The sequence below is a fragment of the Paenibacillus sp. ALJ109b genome (assembly GCF_010747435.1).
GTDB classification, from domain to species: Bacteria; Bacillota; Bacilli; order Paenibacillales; family Paenibacillaceae; genus Paenibacillus; species Paenibacillus taichungensis.
In genome coordinates this window covers 105,287-124,602 of record NZ_JAAIFP010000004.1, presented here as the reverse complement: position 1 = coordinate 124,602, position 19,316 = coordinate 105,287, and the positions used below count along the sequence as shown (strand labels likewise).

Sequence of the window (19,316 nt, the reverse complement as noted above, 5' to 3'; positions counted from 1 at the left end):
TGCCCTGACCAAAACACTTTTGCACACATACCATATAATAAGTCATCACGATTTGTGCAAGGAGTTGAGAAGATGTCCGTCCAGCGTGGAATCCGGTTGAATAATGCGCCTAAGATTGATGTTCTTATACCAGCGATCGAGAAAGATTTGACTACCCTTCCCCTCGTCATCGATAACATTCGCCGTTATGTAAAACATCCCATTGGAAGCATATATATTGTTTCTCCGGTCAGCACCAAAATCAGAAAACTTTGTTCCCGTAAAAACTGCATTTTTGTTAATGAGCGATCCGTCCTGCCTATAACCAAAAACGAGATACACTACCAGTCCTCCCGGTGGGATCGGTCAGGCTGGTTATATCAGCAGTTGCTCAAAATGAACGGAGATTCCATTGTGAAGGCAAAATACTTTCTAGTCATGGATGCGGATACCGTACTGATTAAACCTCATTCATTTCTTGTAGAAGGCAAAACAGTATTTTACTGCCGTGACTGGAGCCAGCCGGAATATTTCAATACCTACAGCAAGTTGTTAGGCATGAAAGCTCCGCGTCCCCGCTCTTTTGTCACCCATTATATGCTGTTCGACAAATCTAAACTCTCTGCCTTGAAACAGAAAATTGAAGCGGTTCATAAACTGCCATGGTACAAAGCGATCATCTCCAATATCAATAAGAAAAAGCAGTTTGGTTTCTCCGAGTATGAAACGTATGCCAATTTTATGTATACGAAGAACCCAGGCAGCATGGTCCTTAGAAGTTCCATGAATAAAAGTCTGAATGTGAACGCTTCTTCGTTAAAAGAGCAACAAATCCGTAATCTGGCTCTTAAATACCGTTCTCTTTCCTTTCATAAACGGAAAATCTATAGTAAAGCTCCCTGAGCTTAAGGAGGAAGCCCATGCATATCGTACTGCTGTGCGGCGGCTCTGGCAAAAGGCTCTGGCCGTTATCCAATGAGCTTCGCTCCAAGCTGTTCATAGATATACTTCCAACACCCGCTGGAGGTAGAGAATCCATGATCAGCAGAGTATACCGCCAGCTTGACAGTTCATACCTAACGGATTCAACGCTCATTATTTCACATCAGGATCAGGCTAATATTACGGCTCGACATACTCAAGGCAAAATACCAGTCATCGGGGAACCTTATAAACGAGGCACTTTTACTGCGGCGGCCTTAGCGACGTTATATCTGCAATCCTTCCGGATGGCCAAAGATGACGATGTGATCTGTATCGCGCCAGCTGATGTGTTCGCAGGTGAAGATTTTTTCAGCAATTTCCAATTACTGCCGGACATCTTGAAACATTCTCAAGCCGATATCGCTTTAATTGGGACAAGGCCTACACATGCTTCAGAACAGTATGGATACATCCTGCCGGGTGGGGAAGAACGTAATGCTTATGCGCCCATAACACAATTTATAGAAAAACCCGAAGCCACCATTGCTGAAACTCTGCTACAACGTGGGGCACTATGGAACTGCGGTGTGTACGCGTTCACCGTCGAGTTTATGATATCCCATATTAAAAAAATGGGGCTTCCGGTTCATTATGATCAATTGTCTTCCCTGTATGAAGCGTTGCCTGAACGTAGTTTTGACAAGCATGTTGCAGAAAAGGCGCAGCGGGCCGTAGTCCTACCTTATAAGGGAGTATGGCAGGATATCGGAAGCTGGGATACGCTGTGCGCACAGTTAGATTCCCATGTAATCGGACACGGTGGAATCTCAGGCTCTTCCTCCGACTCCTATATTATTAACGAGCTTCCCTACCCCATCCAAGTCATTGGCGTACCAGGTATTATCGCTGCCGCAAGTCCGGACGGCATACTCATTGCCAACAAAAATAATTCAAATGAAATTAAAGCGCAATTAGGTAGCTTGCCATTAAAACCGATGTATGGTGAAGCAACCTGGGGCAGTTATCGTGTCATTGAGAGTTCGGTAGAAGATGAGAATACAACTGTAACCACATTAAACATAACGGTTCTACCGGGCAAACATATCGGGTTGAACTGGCACCGGGCAGGATGTAGAGCGTGGACGGTACTTGCAGGCAGCGGTCAATTGCTTATCAACGGACAGGTCACACAGATGACTCTGGGCACTCAGTTCGCGATGATCTCGGAGAGCGTCTATTCTATTTTCGCTGAAACCAGGTTGGTCTTCCTTGAAGTACAGATCGGCGAACCCGAGGATGAGAACAACATCCTTTTTGAAGAAGAAGACTGGAATATAATCGTAGAACGTGCAGGATCGTATAACTATGGAGTGTAAATTGAACCTTTCAAATCTTAGCCCCGTCCATTCGTGGGGGCTATTTGCTTTGCGTATCGAACGAAACATGGGGTAAAACCAAATATCAGTGTGCTAGGGAATATGTTTATATTGAAAGGGTACTCTTCGACATTGAAGAGTTTATCACTCACGCGCCAGAGTCAACTCTCTTTGTCATCATTATAAGGTTTACCAGATCAAATGCTAAAAACATTGCCTGCCCCGTATTTCATCTCATAATTGGTAAGATCAATTTGTATACCATGACTATCTAAGTGACGCTTTAAAGATGTATCCTCACTCACTGCTCTTTGAAGATTTATTAGGGATTTGGAAAATAGTCGAATTGAGGACAAGAACTTGTACCGATAAAATAAAAAAGCCGCTAAGATAGCGACTTCAATGGTACCATGTTCTTGTCCCTCGATCTGTGTTTTTTAATTTTGCATACCTCGGTCCGTCCTGTTGCAAACTTTATGCCATGTTCTTTATCTGATAAGCCACAGACACGTGTCTGGGCTGGAGGATGAAAAAAGAAGCTGCAACCAAAGGTCCGGGTAACGCAAAACCTCTTGATGCAGCTTCTTTTGTATTTCTACTCGCTTTGCACAGCGAATTCGTAATAACTTTAAGCTTTGCGAAGCATTTGTCTCTCGCTTAGCTGTGAAAGCATATCCTTCGTCATGGCCTTCAGGTCGTAGCGGGCATGAAATCCCCATTCTGTTTTCGCTGCAGTCGCATCAATGGAATGCGGCCAGCTATCGGCAATCGCCTGTCTCTTCGGATCAACGTCATAATCAAGGATAAAGCCGGGAAACTCATCCCGAATCGCTGCAGCAATCGCCTCCGGATCCACGCTCATTGCGGTGACATTAAATGAATTTCGGTGCATCAACCGGGAAGAATCCGCTTCCATCAATTCGATGATAGCGTTCAGGGCATCCGGCATATACATCATGTCCATGTTTGAGTCTTTGGCGATATAAGATGTATACCGGCCAGCCGTCACGGCTGCGTAATAAATTTCCACCGCGTAATCCGTCGTTCCTCCGCCGGGAGGCGTCATATAAGATATCAAACCCGGGAATCGCAGCCCCCTAGTATCCAGGCCGTATTTGTGAAAATAATAATCACAAAGCAGTTCGCCGGACACTTTGTTCACGCCGTACATTGTATTGGGCCTCTGGATCGTATCCTGCGGGGTATTGTCTTTCGGAGTCGAGGGACCAAAAGATCCAATGGAGCTTGGAGTGAAAAATTGGCAGCCGAGCTCCCTGGATACTTCAAGTGCATTCATCAATCCGCCCATATTCAAATTCCAGGCAAGCAGCGGTTTCTCCTCTGCGGTAGCCGACAGCAGCGCAGCCAAATGGATGACGGTATCAACTTCGTACCGCTTGGCGATTTCGAACATCGCCTTATCATTCGTCACGTCCAGCAGCTCGAATGGTCCGGATCGGGTAATTTCGTGGGCTGATGACCTTAGATCCGTAGCAACGACGTGATCCGCACCATAAATTTCACGTAATTTAACAACTAACTCAGAACCGATTTGGCCCAGTGCTCCGGTCACCAAAATCTTGTTCATAAGACATTCCTCCCGAAATATACTCCCGCGAATGCAGCTAAATCAGCTTCATTTCCTTGCCAACTTTCTCATAAACGGAGATCACCTGGTCGAGCATCTCCTTGGTATGGGCAGCTGTCGGCATGTTGCGTATTCTTCCGGTTCCTTTGGGAACCGTCGGAAACACGATTGCCTTGGCGTAAACGCCTTCTTCATAGAGCCGTTTGCTGAACTGTTGGGTGGTTACTTCATCGCCAATGATACAAGGTGTAATCGGCGTTTCGCTTTGGCCTACATCATATCCAAGCCGGCTCAAGCCGTTTTTCAAATCATTACCGTTCTCCCACAGCTTCTCGATCAGCTCTTTGTCATTCATCAAAATGTCGACAGAAGCGCTGCAAGAAGCGATTGCAGCCGGAGGTAGCGATGTCGAGAACAGAAACGGACGGCTTCTCAGCTTCAACCATTCGATCAGTTGTTTTTTACCCGCCACATAACCGCCAACAACGCCGATCGCCTTGGAAAGAGTACCAATTTGAAAGTCAATGCGGTCGGACAATCCAAAATGCTTCACGGTTCCCGCACCTGCTCCGAGAACGCCCGAACCGTGGGCATCATCCACATAAGTAATCAGATCGAATTCTTCTGCTATTTTCACGATTTCGGGCAGCTTTGCTATATCACCATCCATGGAGAAAACCCCGTCGGTGATGACCATAATTTTATGGTACTGACCGGATTCCTTGGCCTCTTTCGCCTGCTGTCTTAAATCATTCATATCCGAATGCTTAAAGCGAATCACCTTGGCTCTCGACAGGCGGCAGCCATCAATAATCGAAGCGTGGTTCAGCTCATCTGATAAAATCGCATCATGCTGGTCCATTACCGCGGATATAGCAGCCATATTGCAGTTAAATCCCGATTGATACACGATAACGGCTTCCGTTTTTTTGAAACGGGCCAGTTTTTCTTCAAGCTCAATATGAAGATCCATCGTACCATTAATTGTTCTCACAGCCCCTGCGCCTGCACCGTATGTCTGCGACGCCTTAACTGAAGCATCAATCAGGCGGTAATCTGTTGCCAGTCCCAAATAGTTATTGGAAGACAAATTGATTAGGGACTTTCCGTCGATACGAATAACAGGACCATTTGCACCCTGCAGCGTATCGATGACGTTATATAGACCTTTAGTCTTTAGATCTTCGATGTTCGAACTTAAAAATTGGTCCAATGCTTGACTTGACATTCCATTCCCTCCTCGATATACGAATGTCCTCGTACAGGAGACATAATATTCTCCAAAAAACCCTGTTATAAAAGGAATTAAACTAATTTCAATGTATCATCTTTTTTATTTATTGTACACATGTGGCGGACAAAAAATAAAAATATCCGCAAAAAAACATAGCGATTGCTTCCCCCATTCCTGGAAGCAATCGCTAGTAAATCTTTGCTTATATCTTTTGCTTATTCCTTTAAATCAATCGATTTACCCCGGTTCAAACGGGATTCTTCCGCGGCAAACAGCACTCGTTGACGAAGCTATTTTTCAAGCCCTTGCGCAAAGGGATACTGCCTTAGCAAAAAAAATCATGCAGCAGTCCCAATGGAATATCAATGAAGGTGTCGTCAGCATCGCGAAGGGCTGACAACGGCGAAGCACTTATACGCTCATTAATATTACCAATGAAGTCCTAATCCCTCCTGAATTAATTCCGGCTGCTCGAATTGGCTATTATCCGGCACAGGTTTTCGTTTAAAAAAGCTATCATCCACTTGTTAGTAATGAATCAATTACTATTGATGGGCAATTCTCTCCCTATAGCCAGAATCGCATCTGGAATAATTCATAATCGGTATTCTAATTTATGTTTACTACAGTTTGTATTCCTCAACCAGCCAACAACAATTGTTAAATCATCTTAAAGAAAAGTACCGAAAAATGGCTCTAAAGAGGTGTTCTGTCATCCTTAACTATAAATTTTACTTACGCTTTGCCTACCATCTCTTCGATCTGTTTCAACCAAGCTGTTCGCGTTGCCTCATCGGAACTCGGTACGGACTCGAAAAATTCATGATGCAACACTTCTATGCCGCAATATTCAAAGATCCCCTTGTCGGAAGTCAGGAGTAGCGCCTTATCCATGCCGCTGGCAGCATACTGGGCATGCGATTTTCCTTGCGTGTTGATGATTATGGCCTTTTTGCCTTTCAGCAATCCTTTCTGCTCCCCATTCACGTAACGGTAGGCAAATCCGTAAGTGAAGACCCGCTCAATATAGCCTTTGACAATTGCAGGCAGTCCAGTCCACCATATCGGATAAATGAAAGTAATGACGTCCGACCACTTCAGATATTCCTGCTCCTGTTCAATGTCTTCGCCAACTCCACCCAAAATTTCACTGCTGCTAATGACGGGTTGAAACTCCATCTCGTATAAATCGCGTACGGTGACTTCATGTCCTTTTTGGCGAAGGCCTTGGACGGTAGTTTCTAAAATGGCATGGTTAAAACTTTCTTTTCTCGGATGAGCGTACACAATTAAATGTTTCATAGGGATGTCTCCTTTCATTTTGAAAGCACTATAGTAGTTATTGATTGATCAATCACATTAAATGAAATATTATTTTGTCTGGAAAATCTGTAGGAGCTGTCTGCCTCAAATCATGGTAAAAGACCTTTCTCCAATCAAGCCTTTCTCATCAAATGTTTGTCGTGAAGTATCAGTAAACCTGATTCCCTGAGAAGATGGATGTCATGTCACGAAATGCGCTCTGAGAGGCAGCGTTTGGCCTTATTGGATGAGTTGTAGTCCCTACTTGGTCTACTTGCTCCTTTGTTTTTAAAGATTGTGATTGATCAATCACTAACATGTTGATATTGTATGTTATCTTTTCCTATAATGCAAATCATATTTCATAAAAACCTTTATGTTATGGCTACTAAGTTGAAAATTTATTTTTAATAAATCAATTTTTCACTCCATTATGGCGACTAACCGTAACTCATCGTATTGAAAAACGTTGGTAAAGCTAATCCTAACTTTCGCTGTACTTATTTTTTGAAATCATTGTATCTACAAACGAAAACGGGGACCTAATGATGGAACTGTCCTTTTCACAGCTCCATCCTGTGTTATTTGTTAGCGTACTGTTTCCTCAAAAATACCAGATCTACCTGTTACAAATAATGCAATCTTATTGGCAAATTTCTCCTTATTCATAGTGATTTTACCACTAGCCAATTGCAAGGCCCCTTCATGGATGATTTGTACAAAAATTGGAATAAACATATTCGTTTCGTTATCTTTATACATATGTTCCAAACTTTTCGACAAAAAAACCTTCAATTCATTTATTATTTTTTCTTTCATTTGAGGTAACACCAAGCCACCATAGCTGCTGCGACATTCAATGTTCGGTTGTTGATAAAAATCCAATACCGCTAGAACAAGTTGATATATACTATCCTGATCAAACTTTACAATACCTAAAGTATGCTTATTGATAGAAACCGAAGCAAAATCCCCCATAAGATACTCTATTAAATCGTATTTATCATTATCATTAAAGTGTGCATAAAAAGTAGCCCTATTAACTTGCGCTTCCTTTGTTATATCTGCTATTGTGATTTTTTCGAAATCCTTTTTAGATACCAAACTATAAAAAGCATTAATTAATGACTGTTTGGTATGTGTGTTTCGTAAATTCCTTACTTTTGATGCCATGTTCCTCACCTCTCTCCCGACAATTTATCATATTTGTTGTTATAGCAACATTCGCACACGGTTGTTGATTGTTGCATTATTTCATTGAAAGTTATAGTTATACTAAAGCAACAGAATGTTACTTTAATATAATACAGACAAGGAGTAAATGAAAAATGAAAACTATTGCCATTGTTGGTGCAGGTCCCGGATTAGGTTTATCTCTCGCCAAAAAATTCGGGAAGCACGGATTTAGGGTGGCAGCCATTGCACGTAACCCTGAGAAATTAGCAATGATCGAGTCTGAACTTCAAAAATTAAATATTCAAACGCAGTCTTTTGTCGCAGATATCACCGATTTAGCCGCATTAAAACAAGCCATCCAATCTGCAAAGAAAGTGTTTGGTTCGATTGATGTGCTGGAATTTAGCCCCTATGCCAAAGGGGATCATTTCACAGATGTGCTTGGAACTACGCCTCAAAGTGTATTAGATTTAATGAACAGCTACTTGCTGCCAGCCGTTCTTTCCGTCAATGAGGTGCTGCCCGATATGATCAATAGTGGTTCTGGCGCAGTTCTGTTTACAACAGGGATATCTGCGATGTTCCCTTTAACTTTTGCAGGGAATGCCGGAATTGTTGGGGCGGGTATTCGTAATTATGCGACAAACTTGCACAATGAGTTAAAAGAAAAAGGTGTGTATGTCGGACATCTTTCAATTGGGACCATGATACAACTAGGTACAGCCGGGGACCCGGATGCTATTGCAAACGCTTGGTATAAATTATATGAGAGAAAGGAATGTTTTGAACAAATATTCCCTCCCGATTTTGATCCGACGACGATTTCTTAATTGAAATTTTCTTCGTCATTTGTGAACTATTTTTTCGTTTAAAAATCGAAACCACACCACATAAACAAAGAACGCGAACAAAACTTAAATTATAGTTTTGCTCGCGTTTTTTAAAATCATTTATTTGGTAAACACAGACTTAGGTTCGAAACTCTTTTCCCCAACCCCTTATAGAATCAATGATACTCGATAATCCCCCCCTTGTTCCTTAGGAAATATTCTACTTTTGGTGGCGCAGTATTATCTACCTCCCTCTTCACAATTCCATCCGCTTAGAGTTCCCTGAACTGTAAAGTCAGCATTCGTTGTGATATCCCAGGTGTCTAATTATCCCCTCATATTACTATGATTTCGCTGGGATTTTATTTTAAGATTTACTAGTCCAATTCCAATGATAATCAGAACAAGTCCAAATACCCTCTTCGTAGTAATCGTTTCTCCCAAAAAGATAACGCTGATCACTATTGCAATAAGTGGGACCAGAAAGTTAAACGATCCGATTCTTCCGGCTTCCCCTGATCGAACAAGCAAAAAGAAAACTAGCCAAGTTAGCGCCGAACAGAAGATTGCAATAATGGATAATGTCGAGATGAATTGCTGATTCCAAGTGATATCCGTCCAATTTTCAACGGTTGTCTCCGTAACTAACAATATAATTCCACCAAAGATCATAGTCAACGTCAATACCGCCTAATGTTCGCATCAGGACGATTGATCCGCAACCCGAGAGAGAGATTCACCTGGCTGTTCCTTCATTTAAAGAGTCTTCACACGGGGTGAAACTCTTTCTTCGGACGGCAAGAGAGTTGTATTAATCTGAGGGTCAGATCCATTAATGTATATTATTTACGTATTATAGACATTCTCAAAACTTCCCATCAATCGTACCGCTTCATTTCGATTCCTACACCTGTTTACTATGTATTCTGTACATGTAACTTCCCTAAAAAACGATAAAAAGAAACGAAAAAACGCCCCTTTTGGCGGGGCGCCTCTGAAGAGCGCACTCAACCATGAAGTTTAAATTTAACCATCATATTTGGTTACCACGCAGAACTTTGTAATAAAGATATCTACCGCTAATTCTTATGTTAATCCTAAATTTTAATACTAGTTCGTTCAATTTGAGATTCTAGAACATCATATAGAGCAAGCTTATAATTTATTTTATCCAAGTTAAAATAGAGATCCCTTATACTTCGTTCGATATCTTTTTTATGATTGAGCATCATTAATTTTCGTTCTGAAATTGTGGAGTCCCCTTCTTTGTATAAGTAAACGTATTGTTGAATTTGGGCAATAGGCATTCCTGTTGCCCGAAGTGCTGTAACAAAGTATATCCAACTTAGATCTTCTTCATCGTATAATCGCTTTCCATTTTCGTTTCTTTTAACATGTGGGAGCAATCCCTCTTTTTCGTAATATCGGAGGGTGTGTGCAGCTATTTCCGTTATTTCAGTAACTTCTTTTATAGTCAACATAATTAAATTTCGTCGCCTCCTATTAAAGTACACTTTAAAGAAAATCCTTCAACTTCACTAATTGGATTCTCTAATTTTATGCTAAAAATGAAGAAATCTATGATTAAATCAGGTTTTATTATACTTCTTTTATTATTCAAAAAAAACCTTTGACTTAAAGTGAACTTCACAGACTATGATAGCAAGGTAAAATAAAAAAACATTTTTTGAGAGGATACATGAAGATGGAAAAGAAAAATTTCGTACATGAAGCTACACAGACCACTATTTCAATCGTCACTGGCGGTAGTCGAGGAATTGGCCGTAATACTGCCCTTAACATTGCACGTCATGGTGGTGATGTCATTTTGACCTATCGTAGCCAAGCAGAAGAAGCAAAATCAGTCGTTGCTGAGATCGAAGCTCTGGGACGAAAAGCGATCGCTCTACAACTTGATATAGAAAACACATCCAGCTTCGCTGACTTTGCTGAAACGGTTGGTTCTATTTTACAAACGAATTGGGGCAGCGCTACTTTTAATCATCTGGTGAATAATGCAGGTCATGGAGAAATGATCAGCTTTACCGAAACAACAGAGGCCCAATTCGATAGCTTGTTCAATGTGCATGTAAAGGGCGTGTTTTTCTTGACTCAAGCGTTACTGCCGCTTCTTGCAGATGGTGGTCGTATCGTTAACTTTTCAACGGGTCTTACTCGTGTTTCTTATCCCGGTTTCTCAGCTTATTCGGCAGCTAAGGGTGCAGTAGAAATTCTAAGCATCTATATGGCAAAAGAGCTCGGCCACCGCGGTATAACTGTTAATACGATTGCCCCTGGTGCAATCGAAACCGATTTTTTAGGTGGAGCTGTACGTGACACGCCAGCTTACAATAATGCGTTTGCTTCAATGGTTCCACTTGGTCGTGTGGGTGTGCCTGACGACATTGGTCCTGCAGTTGCCAGTCTACTCGATCCTGACAATCGATGGGTAAATGCACAGAGAATCGAAATCTCTGGTGGTCAAAACATTTAATTTTTCATAGGAACACAATGATATCCCGCGACTTTTTATGTAAATTCGCTTTATTTACGCAATATAATTTCCATTACTAAACTATTTAGGTAATAATCTAATCGGGAATGACACAATATTCTTGTACCTCTTCATCGGAGGACTAATAAGAAGCCGATCACAATGATCGGCTTCTTCTCTGTTCTTATTGTGCTATTACTTCCCATCAGTATAAAAAACACACTTTAAAGCAGAATAACGATCATTTGCTCCCTCTCTCGGCTGTAGCTCGTTCATTGTAAAAAGCGAATAACCTCCTTATTTAGATCAGATCAGCCTGTTCATGATTAATTGCATGGCCTGCATCAGGGATGATTTTGTAGTTCATCTGGTTGTCTTTAAGTCTCCTTATAGCTTTTGAATAGTTCGACAATCTATCGTATTCACCGATCAGGAACAGGGTCTTATTTTTCAACTCCGCAATTTCCTTATCCGTATGTATTTCAATTTTATGTTGCATCATTGATCAGTTATTGAAGTATTTCAACAGATAGTACCAATGTTTCATCAGGAGTTCATTGTCGTGAGGACCGCTTAATTTATTCATTAGTTTTGCACAACAGTTCCAATGAAGATACTTCCCAAATTTGAAGTTGGTCTCTTGATTATAATCCATCCTTTAGCCTGTTAGTCGCTCATAAGAGACTCATTACTACACTTAGATATTCATTTAATCGGAAATGGAAACATCTTCTTGACTCTTCATATCTTTTAAGATGTCTGTTAAGCCAATTTTGTGCTTCTTCTAAGTTGAATGCACTTTCATGAGTCATCTTTTTAAGGAGTAGTGCGGTGCAAACAGATATAACACTTGCTAAGTATAAAAGAGCATATGCTATACCAGCATAATATGTCAGTTCAGCTTCAATATCGGAGCTTGTAAGAACAAAAATAATGGCAAAACCAACCACAAAAACTACAGTACCCAGTAGAACGTTTTTAATTACCTCTTTCACATACTCACCTCTCAGGGATTTTCATAGTTCCCAACCTATTATTTATGATATATTAATTTATTCGTGAAGTAACTAAGCTAACCTGCCCGTTAGCTTAATGGAACAGATAAAGATTTTCTTATCAACATTAACCGTTTCAACGATGAACTAGTTCTTGCCTTTGATCGAAAAAAACTAGTTCAAGATACAAAAAATCGTTATTCAAGCGAATTCTTAAATTCATGCGCTCTTTTCTCGCCACATGATCTTCATCATGATACTATTTAGATATTTAGAGACGGGTTTTCGTACTTATATGTGGAATTTCTTCCTACGGTGTGTCTATATGTGAGGGAAATCCTCAAAACTTGTTATAATATGCAGATGCTATCGAACTGGTATCTAAGCAATTGCGCACAGACGGTATCAATCTTGAAGAATAAATATTATGACGAAATATAAAAAAATAGTAGGTTTACTATGTTAAAGGCGAAAAAGGTCTTTTTGCCAGTATTAATGATTTTGTCTATTTTCTGTTTAAGTTTATCTCCAAATTTGAGTGTTACAGCACGCAGGAAACTTTCGAGTTGAGACGTATTTGAATGGATCAGTTGTTAAATCCGTGGACACTGACAGACCTTATATCACAAATGAAGAAATGCTTGCAGAAGAGCCAGTTAACTCTGGAATTCAACCGCAGAGTGTAGGCGCAGTGGCATGTTGCCTTGGAGCAGTGCTTGGCATTGGTGGTACGGCGGCTAATATTATTGCGGTTGCGTGCGGTGGTTCGTGTGCAGTACCGACACAGTGACTGCTCCGATATGTGCTGCATGTATTGGTGCATATGCAGTTCTTGGTGCTGGTGGTATCACTGGAGCAGTAGCATGTTTCAATTTACCTGTGAGGTGATTTGATGAACAAGATTTTAGCGATCTCGATTTTGGGAATGGGTTTAACAGGTGCCGTTTTAATCATCTCAATTGCTCTGTTGTTTAACCCCCCAATAGGAAATGTGTTGAAGATGGTTACTGCTGCTTCAACATTATCTTTTATTATATTTGCTGTTTCGGCTTTGGTATTTCGTCGGCGATTAGATAATGAAAAAAGAGAGTAATATATTTATACTTTCTCGATTTAGGACGAATGATACCCAGTAGCAATCCTAACAATGTTTCTACTCAAGAAAAAAAGCATCTCCTTCATGAGATGCCTTTTTTCTGCTTATCTTCAGAAAATAATGAAATATATCTCCTCCAACATGCATTCTCCCCTACAAGCACCCATGCCAGAAAATAGAATCTTCTGTTTTAAGATATATAGAGTTTGTTTCTATTGAGCTGTATCCGGCTCTAACCTCAAATATCTTACAAATGACCTTGATCATCTCATAAATCTGATCGATTCGCCCAACATTCTCCGGTTCATTTTCTTCAAGCTACCCTGCCGGGCAACACCCACTGTTTCCCTTTATATCCAGGTACGTGATCGCTGACCCGCACTTGGGGCGTCCTGGTCTACGGAGGAGCCCTTTTCGTGATTTAAGTACTCATACGTAAACATATACAAAAAAGGATCGTCAGCATTTCTGCAACGATCCCGGTTGTCAGTCCGCTAGTTGAAATCAGCAGCAATCAATTTGATGCCTTCTCTAAATCATTTAGTAGCACTTGAATCTCAAGAACTGCAGAATCATCTCTGTTCCAAAAGATCTACAGCTTATGCTGATCCTCCACCATATTGGGTAACCAGTCACTAATGAACTCGTCTAATGAGATACAATGTGCTTTATAATTTGACCACTCTTCATGAGCACAGTACTCTGCAAACTCTTTCGAGGTTATCGAATTCATTTGCGGCCTCCTTGTTAGAACTTTAAATTAAATATACCACGCTAACCTGCCCGTAGTTAAATAAAGGCAGCCGATCATGTTGATCCACTAGCTCCTTTGGTTTTATTGATCTGTCGCTTCCCATAAGTTGAACGATATCTTTTGAATTTTGATATGTTTCTCTTGTTTAATTGGTTAAATGGCCTTTATATAGCCATTGATCCCCAGTTTTCACAAAATCAATATAGATAGCAACATTTCCATCATCTACTTTTGCCAGAAATAATTGAACCTCATTCTCACTCACTGGGTCAAATCCGCGATACTCTAGGTTCCCTAACCCAATTGGTGATAAGAGAGAAACATTTTGCTTAGATTCATCATCATGTAAAGTATACGTATCGTCCTGATTATCCCACGCCACTTCAGGGACAGATAATGTTGCTAAGGCTTTGTAATCTTTATTATTCATAGCGTCAATTATTCTGAATGCTGCATTCAAAGGGCCTCTAACTGTACTCATGTCCATTTCATTCAAAGTATTCTGAGCCGCTTCTAATTCAGCCTTAAGTTGCTTGTTTTCCGCTTGAAGATCCTGAATTCCCTGATCATCTTGGGTAACAGGTAGATCTTCATCAGAATTATCACAAGCAGCCAATGCGAAAGCAAAAATAAACATCAATACAAATCTTCTCATTATATACCTCCTTGAATACGGTTGCCCTATATCTTGATAAACGAGCAATGAGCAAGTTTAGTTACGCTAACCTGCCCGTTAGCTTAATGAATTAGCAGGAAGAGATCGAATAGATATACTTCTAATCGGCAATCGAATCATGTTCTTGTCCCTCGACAGGTTCTCTCATTTTGTTAGTGAAAATATCCGCCCCAACAACTGGAGGCAATTTGCCAATTATTCTTTTCGCACACGGTAATGGATCTTCGCTTGACGGCTATAGCCCTCTGACCGACTTCTGGGCTGCTCACGGTTTCGTGGTCATTCAACCTACGTTCCTCGATTCGAGAACGGTTGGCCTTACTCATAACGATCCTCGTAAATCACGGATTTGGCGTTACCGAGTTGAGGACATGAAGCGAATCCTCGATAATTTAGACCTTATTGAATCTGCCGTACCAGGCCTCAGTGGACGCACTGACCGAAGTCGAATAGCAGCAGCTGGCCATTCCTTCGGCGGCCAAACGGCGGGTAATCTCTTGGGATTGCGAGTCCTCGACCCAGAAACTAAAAAGGACGTGGACCTGTCCGACTCGCGTATCAAAGCAGGCGTGCTGTTCGCCACCGCTGGACAAGGTGGAGACAACCTGACACCGTTCGCGGCCGAGAATATGCCGCACTTGAACGTGAGCTTCACGCACATGACCACGCCCACGCTTGTGATCGTCGGGGATCAGGACTACACCCCGCAAAAGTATCAGTTGACCGTCCGCGGCCCGGAATGGATGTCCGCCCCCTACTTCTTTAGCCCAGGAGCCGAGAGCCTGCTCACCCTATTCGGTGCAGAACACTCACTTGGCGGAATCCCAGGTTATGAGGTTACGGAAACAACAGATGAAAATCCTGAACATGTCGCCTTAATTCAGCTGGTCTCATGGGCTTATCTTTGTCATGCGCTCGATATTGAACATGACAGCTGGTCGGCAGTTCAAAAGGCTTTGTCAGAAGATACAAATCCAATCGGTCGAATTGAATCCAAGTAAACTTTAACAAGAGCTAGATACGCTCCTTTAGCCACCTCTTACTGGTAATGGAGCGTATCTACTTTACGTCTATAACCTAAAGGATAATATACAGCGAGAGAGGGATGAAATCATTCGATCCGTATCCCAGATGTGGGGCAACAATTGCTCCATTTATGATCGATTTTGGTGTTGGCTGCCATAAGCCAACAAGATTTACAAAACCAACTAGAACTCCTCATAATGCGTTACACCAACAAGACTGATAACCCCACCAGCTCGAACAGCTTCAAAGCTCATTTTATGGTACTTACTGGGCGTTTAACTACATATGTACATTATTTAGATATATACCTAATCAGTTATCGGACTATGTTCTTGTCCTTGGCTCGGGACAAGAACTACCAATAAAATAAAAAAGCCGCTAAATTAGCGACTTCAATGGGACCATGTTCTTCCTCGACATTAGCGTGATGTCCCCCATTATATAAAGGCCATCCTTTTCTGGCTTTGTTAACGTATCGTACCCGTTAACACAAAAAGTCCATATCAATATAGGGAGTGTTATTTAACAAATTTTCATAGTAGAAGCGTCGGGCTTGCTCATCCCATTCGCTCCAATCAGGAGCGTTAAAATCTCTGCTTCTATAGAACGCGGCTAATACTCTAGCTTGCCTTAAATTAATAAATAATGGGATTTTGTTTAACCAACTTTGACTCACAGTATTTTCCTTACAATAGCCGTTTAAGAAGTTGCAATAGTAACGCTTTGCAATCTCCTTCCTTACATCTCCAGACACAACACACGGAATAGGGATTTCATAAAGTAATGGTGTAGCAATATCAGAAACAAACCAGCTATATTCCGCGTCGTCATAGTCAATAATAAAGGCTTTGTCCCCATCATTGAGATAATTGCCAGGGCTGATATCCCCATGAATAAGACCGTACGTATCTTTCTCCTTGGGTAGAGCGCGAACTTCAGTAATTAAACGATCAAAGTTATCGTGTAATTCTAACGGACAATACTTCTTAAATGAGGCTAATAGGGCATTATCATTCCATTCATAGCGTGAATGTTGGGACGAATAATGAAGTGAAAACTTATGTATTTTCCCGACCATTTGACCGATATTCTCATAAAACGTATTGCTCTCCTCGGCTATTACTGCATTTCTGCCGGGTGCTTTCTCAAAAGCTGTCACAACAAAGGACTCGTCAATGATATGAATTAGATCCCCTGATAAAGACTCAATGGGCCTCGCTACTTTCATTCCGCGAGCAGCCAGGAACATGACAAAATCTAGTTCCGCTCTTGTTAATAATTTATTCCGATGTGTGACATGGGCAATTCTTAAAATAACTTCTCGATCTCCAATAACCCCGGAATAAACGAAATTTTGAAACCCATTTAATTCGAAAATGGAGTCTTCACGTATTCCAAAACATTGCGCGGATTGTCTCAATATATCTTGTGTGTATAGTAGTTTAATCTGTTTATCCATATAACCTCTCCCCTTTATTTTTATGGTAACAAAAGGTGCTGATTGAAAATATACTGAATTTGATTCAGAATCAAATTCTACACAAAAAGCCACATCAGAAAGCTCGATGTGACTTACAAGTAAATCTATTTTCTAGAGTAAATGATTTTCTTAATGCTTTCGTATGAAAGTCCGAATTCATTCGAGAGTTCACCGATCGACATTCCATTGAAATATTTTTGACGGATCATTTCGTTTCTTAGATTTAGCTGTTCTCTACTCCCCGATTTTTCTCCCCATTTTTTGTGCAATTTTTCAGGGGTCGGGACATAAACCATGCGGCCGTGAATGTACTTCTGAATTTCTTTTAGCAACTCTTCCGGAAAGATATTGTCTGCATTTACATATTTCATGTTAGCTCTACTCCTTGAAATTTTTTCAAAAATTTAAGGGAGCAAAGTCATTCTATAAACAGTAAACATCATGCCAGAGATGATTCAGCGGTTAAATTTCGTTCGTTCTTGCTCCATACAAACAACCGCCGTTGTTTATAGAACAGACTTTGCATGGAGCAGATTGTGGATTTTCCCATCAGTTGAAACCCTCCCTCCCAAAATTATAAATGTAACGCATTCCCAAATATTCGTAATCACTAGTTCTCGACTATTTCCTGCATTGCATAAATACCCCGATAACTCTGGTTTTGTCACGCGAATTGATTTCCATCATTTAACTGTTTAAATATCCGTAATGACACAATGTTCTTGACCTTATCGGCAATGGAACCAAGTTCTTGTCCTTAGCTTGGGACAAGAACTTGGTTCCTTGAAACAAAAATAATAGCGACTTGAATTGAACAATGTTCTTATCCCGCGACATTTAAGTTGGACGGAAAACTTAAATTTTCCCGCCCAACTTTTTATTTTAAGGACTTTTTGGACAGCTGCGATTGCCCGACAAATGGCTGCACAGGGGGCAGAGTTGATCCTAGGGGACTTGGCCGACGCGGTTTCGCTGGAACCTGCCATAGACAATGTATCAGCGATTTTTTCGTCGCAGTATGCCGACCCCTTGCGTTCATGTACCGCCTACAACCAACATCGGTTTTGCTTTGTCGAGCACCATATCTGATCGATCCAATCTTATAAATTTAATACAAACCAAGCTTATAAATGGTTATCTCCAAAATGTAATCTTGTCAGAGCTTAATCGAACGGACTCATGACCTTCCTCCATCGCTTTTCCTATTGAAATAATCATCACAGGAGCATAGCGCTCTTCATCTAAATCAAATGCTTTTGCTATCTGATCAGCTTCAAAGCCTGCCATTGGATTCGTATCATACCCATGTGCGTGAGCCACTAACATTAACTGCATGGCAAAGAGGCTGCTATCGATTTTTGAAACTTCAACTTTGATTTCTTTTGGTAGTGTCGGATACATCGATAGAATGGCTCCGAGTTGACGATCTCGTACTTCAGCTGTCATTTTTCCTTGTTCCACAGCTGTATTGTAGATTTCTTCAGCGTATAAATAGCTTTCGGTATCACCAAAAATGATTAACATGGCCGATGAAGTATCGTTTTGTGCTGTATTGAAACGCACAAGAGGTCTTAGTTTTTCTTTTCCTTCTGGAGTATCAACCACAAGTACACGCCAAGGCTGCATATTTGCAGAGGATGGTGCCAAACTGGCTTCCGAAATAATTTCATTCATCTCTTCTTTCGATATTTTTATGTTCTCATCATAATGACGCACAGAACGCCGTCCCTTGACTACACTTGCGAAATCGTTATTTAGAATATGGTTAAACATAGTATCTCTCCTTTTGATAACGTTCAATTTATTTGACAGGATGTGTGTCGTTCGTTATCATATCCGTATTATGAACTATGAACCTAGGTTTATAGCAACAATGAATAAAGAGGTCACATCGATGAAAATAAACGATGTTTCAAAATTAACGGGTCTGCCTATATCAACATTGAGATTCTACGAACGTAAAAACCTAATTCCGGACAGATTCGTTAAAAGGGATGTAAATAATTATCGTGTTTATACTGAGGAGATTGTTGAATTTCTGGATGATGTAAAGGCACTTTTATCCGTAGACTTTTCTATAGAAGAATTAAGTTTGCTAATAAATGAACGACTAAACTTATGCTATGAGGCAAAGAAAAAAATGGTTGAACAAAAAATCAAAGAAATGGAAGATCTCCAGAAGAGATTGAGAAAGTCGAAAAAATTCTTGCATGCAATATTGGAAGGAAAAGCAAATTTCCAAACAAAATGTTAATTGCATACCGCCAGGTGCTCTAAGCAATGACTTTATCATTGATGTAAAGTTTGGGAATCATGCCGTTGCCAAAAAGGAGAAATGCTGTTATTGGACAAGATGTTTCATAAAAAGCTGGCTGTTCAATAATGA

General features: G+C 40.8%; 23 protein-coding genes. 9 read left to right on the top strand and 14 right to left on the bottom strand.

Annotation, left to right across the window (positions count from 1 at the left end; genetic code table 11):
• Positions 1-72: 72 nt before the first annotated feature.
• Together G3352_RS03655 and G3352_RS03650 are read left to right on the top strand one after the other, a co-directional pair.
• Positions 73-882, top strand: a complete 810-nt coding sequence (locus G3352_RS03655) for a DUF6492 family protein (protein ID WP_163753881.1) — start codon at positions 73-75, stop codon at positions 880-882.
• A gap of 17 nt (positions 883-899) precedes the next feature.
• Entirely contained in the window at positions 900-2,279 is a 1,380-nt protein-coding gene (locus tag G3352_RS03650; RefSeq protein WP_163753879.1) for a sugar phosphate nucleotidyltransferase, read from the top strand.
• A gap of 628 nt (positions 2,280-2,907) precedes the next feature.
• Here G3352_RS03650 and G3352_RS03645 read toward each other — a convergent pair.
• Together G3352_RS03645 and G3352_RS03640 are read right to left on the bottom strand one after the other, a co-directional pair.
• On the bottom strand, positions 2,908-3,867 hold the full coding sequence (locus G3352_RS03645; protein WP_024630055.1) for an L-threonine 3-dehydrogenase: 960 nt from the start codon (positions 3,865-3,867) through the stop codon (positions 2,908-2,910).
• 37 nt (positions 3,868-3,904) lie between these two features.
• Positions 3,905-5,095, bottom strand: coding sequence for a glycine C-acetyltransferase (locus tag G3352_RS03640; RefSeq protein WP_163753877.1), 1,191 nt, complete (start codon positions 5,093-5,095; stop codon positions 3,905-3,907).
• A 217-nt stretch (positions 5,096-5,312) separates the two neighbouring features.
• On the opposite strand from G3352_RS03640, the gene G3352_RS30810 reads away from it, so the two are divergent.
• Positions 5,313-5,498: a hypothetical protein gene (locus tag G3352_RS30810; RefSeq protein WP_205524689.1), complete on the top strand. Its 186-nt coding sequence runs from the start codon at positions 5,313-5,315 to the stop codon at positions 5,496-5,498.
• A gap of 338 nt (positions 5,499-5,836) precedes the next feature.
• Here G3352_RS30810 and G3352_RS03630 read toward each other — a convergent pair whose 3' ends face one another.
• The gene (locus tag G3352_RS03630) at positions 5,837-6,403 is read right to left on the bottom strand and encodes an NAD(P)H-dependent oxidoreductase (protein ID WP_163753873.1); all 567 of its coding nucleotides are present in this window, start codon (positions 6,401-6,403) and stop codon (positions 5,837-5,839) included.
• 588 nt (positions 6,404-6,991) lie between these two features.
• The gene (locus G3352_RS03625; protein WP_163753871.1) at positions 6,992-7,576 is read right to left on the bottom strand and encodes a TetR/AcrR family transcriptional regulator; all 585 of its coding nucleotides are present in this window, start codon (positions 7,574-7,576) and stop codon (positions 6,992-6,994) included.
• Positions 7,577-7,731: 155 nt separating this feature from the next.
• Here G3352_RS03625 and G3352_RS03620 point away from each other — a divergent pair, with 155 nt between their 5' ends.
• A complete protein-coding gene (locus tag G3352_RS03620; RefSeq protein ID WP_163753869.1) occupies positions 7,732-8,409 on the top strand; it encodes an SDR family NAD(P)-dependent oxidoreductase in 678 nt (225 codons plus the stop codon).
• Between the two features lie 176 nt (positions 8,410-8,585).
• On the opposite strand, the gene G3352_RS31035 is transcribed toward G3352_RS03620, so the two are convergent.
• The 3 genes from G3352_RS31035 to G3352_RS03605 all read right to left on the bottom strand — a co-directional run bounded on the left by G3352_RS31035 (position 8,586) and on the right by G3352_RS03605 (position 9,890).
• Complete coding sequence (locus G3352_RS31035; protein WP_345940723.1) at positions 8,586-8,669, bottom strand: hypothetical protein; 84 nt, start codon at positions 8,667-8,669, stop codon at positions 8,586-8,588.
• Between the two features lie 67 nt (positions 8,670-8,736).
• The gene (locus tag G3352_RS03610) at positions 8,737-9,081 is read right to left on the bottom strand and encodes a DMT family transporter (RefSeq protein WP_240342939.1); all 345 of its coding nucleotides are present in this window, start codon (positions 9,079-9,081) and stop codon (positions 8,737-8,739) included.
• A gap of 425 nt (positions 9,082-9,506) precedes the next feature.
• Positions 9,507-9,890, bottom strand: coding sequence for a MerR family transcriptional regulator (locus tag G3352_RS03605; protein WP_163753867.1), 384 nt, complete (start codon positions 9,888-9,890; stop codon positions 9,507-9,509).
• Positions 9,891-10,114: 224 nt separating this feature from the next.
• On the opposite strand from G3352_RS03605, the gene G3352_RS03600 reads away from it, so the two are divergent.
• Positions 10,115-10,903 carry an SDR family NAD(P)-dependent oxidoreductase gene (locus G3352_RS03600; RefSeq protein ID WP_163753865.1) on the top strand — a complete coding sequence of 263 codons (789 nt, stop codon included), beginning with the start codon at positions 10,115-10,117 and terminating at the stop codon, positions 10,901-10,903.
• A 301-nt stretch (positions 10,904-11,204) separates the two neighbouring features.
• On the opposite strand, the gene G3352_RS03595 is transcribed toward G3352_RS03600, so the two are convergent.
• Both G3352_RS03595 and G3352_RS31030 read right to left on the bottom strand, forming a co-directional pair.
• The gene (locus G3352_RS03595; RefSeq protein ID WP_240342919.1) at positions 11,205-11,405 is read right to left on the bottom strand and encodes an alpha/beta fold hydrolase; all 201 of its coding nucleotides are present in this window, start codon (positions 11,403-11,405) and stop codon (positions 11,205-11,207) included.
• 172 nt (positions 11,406-11,577) lie between these two features.
• A complete protein-coding gene (locus G3352_RS31030; RefSeq protein WP_240342918.1) occupies positions 11,578-11,898 on the bottom strand; it encodes a hypothetical protein in 321 nt (106 codons plus the stop codon).
• A gap of 601 nt (positions 11,899-12,499) precedes the next feature.
• On the opposite strand from G3352_RS31030, the gene G3352_RS30805 reads away from it, so the two are divergent.
• Together G3352_RS30805 and G3352_RS03580 are read left to right on the top strand one after the other, a co-directional pair.
• On the top strand, positions 12,500-12,688 hold the full coding sequence (locus G3352_RS30805) for a hypothetical protein (protein ID WP_205524688.1): 189 nt from the start codon (positions 12,500-12,502) through the stop codon (positions 12,686-12,688).
• Between the two features lie 102 nt (positions 12,689-12,790).
• Positions 12,791-12,991 (top strand): hypothetical protein, encoded by a 201-nt coding sequence (locus tag G3352_RS03580; RefSeq protein ID WP_024630061.1) that lies wholly within the window; start codon positions 12,791-12,793, stop codon positions 12,989-12,991.
• Positions 12,992-13,586: 595 nt separating this feature from the next.
• Here the strand turns inward: G3352_RS03580 and G3352_RS03575 are convergent.
• Entirely contained in the window at positions 13,587-13,727 is a 141-nt protein-coding gene (locus G3352_RS03575) for a DUF2750 domain-containing protein (RefSeq protein ID WP_163753863.1), read from the bottom strand.
• 166 nt (positions 13,728-13,893) lie between these two features.
• The gene (locus tag G3352_RS03570; RefSeq protein WP_163753860.1) at positions 13,894-14,403 is read right to left on the bottom strand and encodes an SIKE family protein; all 510 of its coding nucleotides are present in this window, start codon (positions 14,401-14,403) and stop codon (positions 13,894-13,896) included.
• 131 nt (positions 14,404-14,534) lie between these two features.
• Between G3352_RS03570 and G3352_RS03565 the strand changes: the two genes are divergently transcribed.
• Entirely contained in the window at positions 14,535-15,425 is an 891-nt protein-coding gene (locus G3352_RS03565) for an alpha/beta hydrolase family protein (RefSeq protein ID WP_163754738.1), read from the top strand.
• A 509-nt stretch (positions 15,426-15,934) separates the two neighbouring features.
• On the opposite strand, the gene G3352_RS03560 is transcribed toward G3352_RS03565, so the two are convergent.
• The 3 genes from G3352_RS03560 to G3352_RS03550 form a co-directional block, all read right to left on the bottom strand.
• Complete coding sequence (locus tag G3352_RS03560) at positions 15,935-16,909, bottom strand: phosphotransferase enzyme family protein (protein WP_163753858.1); 975 nt, start codon at positions 16,907-16,909, stop codon at positions 15,935-15,937.
• 125 nt (positions 16,910-17,034) lie between these two features.
• Positions 17,035-17,301, bottom strand: a complete 267-nt coding sequence (locus G3352_RS03555) for a CD3324 family protein (protein ID WP_163753856.1) — start codon at positions 17,299-17,301, stop codon at positions 17,035-17,037.
• Between the two features lie 763 nt (positions 17,302-18,064).
• Complete coding sequence (locus G3352_RS03550; protein ID WP_163753854.1) at positions 18,065-18,703, bottom strand: nitroreductase family protein; 639 nt, start codon at positions 18,701-18,703, stop codon at positions 18,065-18,067.
• A 121-nt stretch (positions 18,704-18,824) separates the two neighbouring features.
• Between G3352_RS03550 and G3352_RS03545 the strand changes: the two genes are divergently transcribed.
• Positions 18,825-19,184, top strand: coding sequence for a MerR family transcriptional regulator (locus tag G3352_RS03545; protein WP_163753852.1), 360 nt, complete (start codon positions 18,825-18,827; stop codon positions 19,182-19,184).
• Positions 19,185-19,316 lie beyond the last annotated feature (132 nt).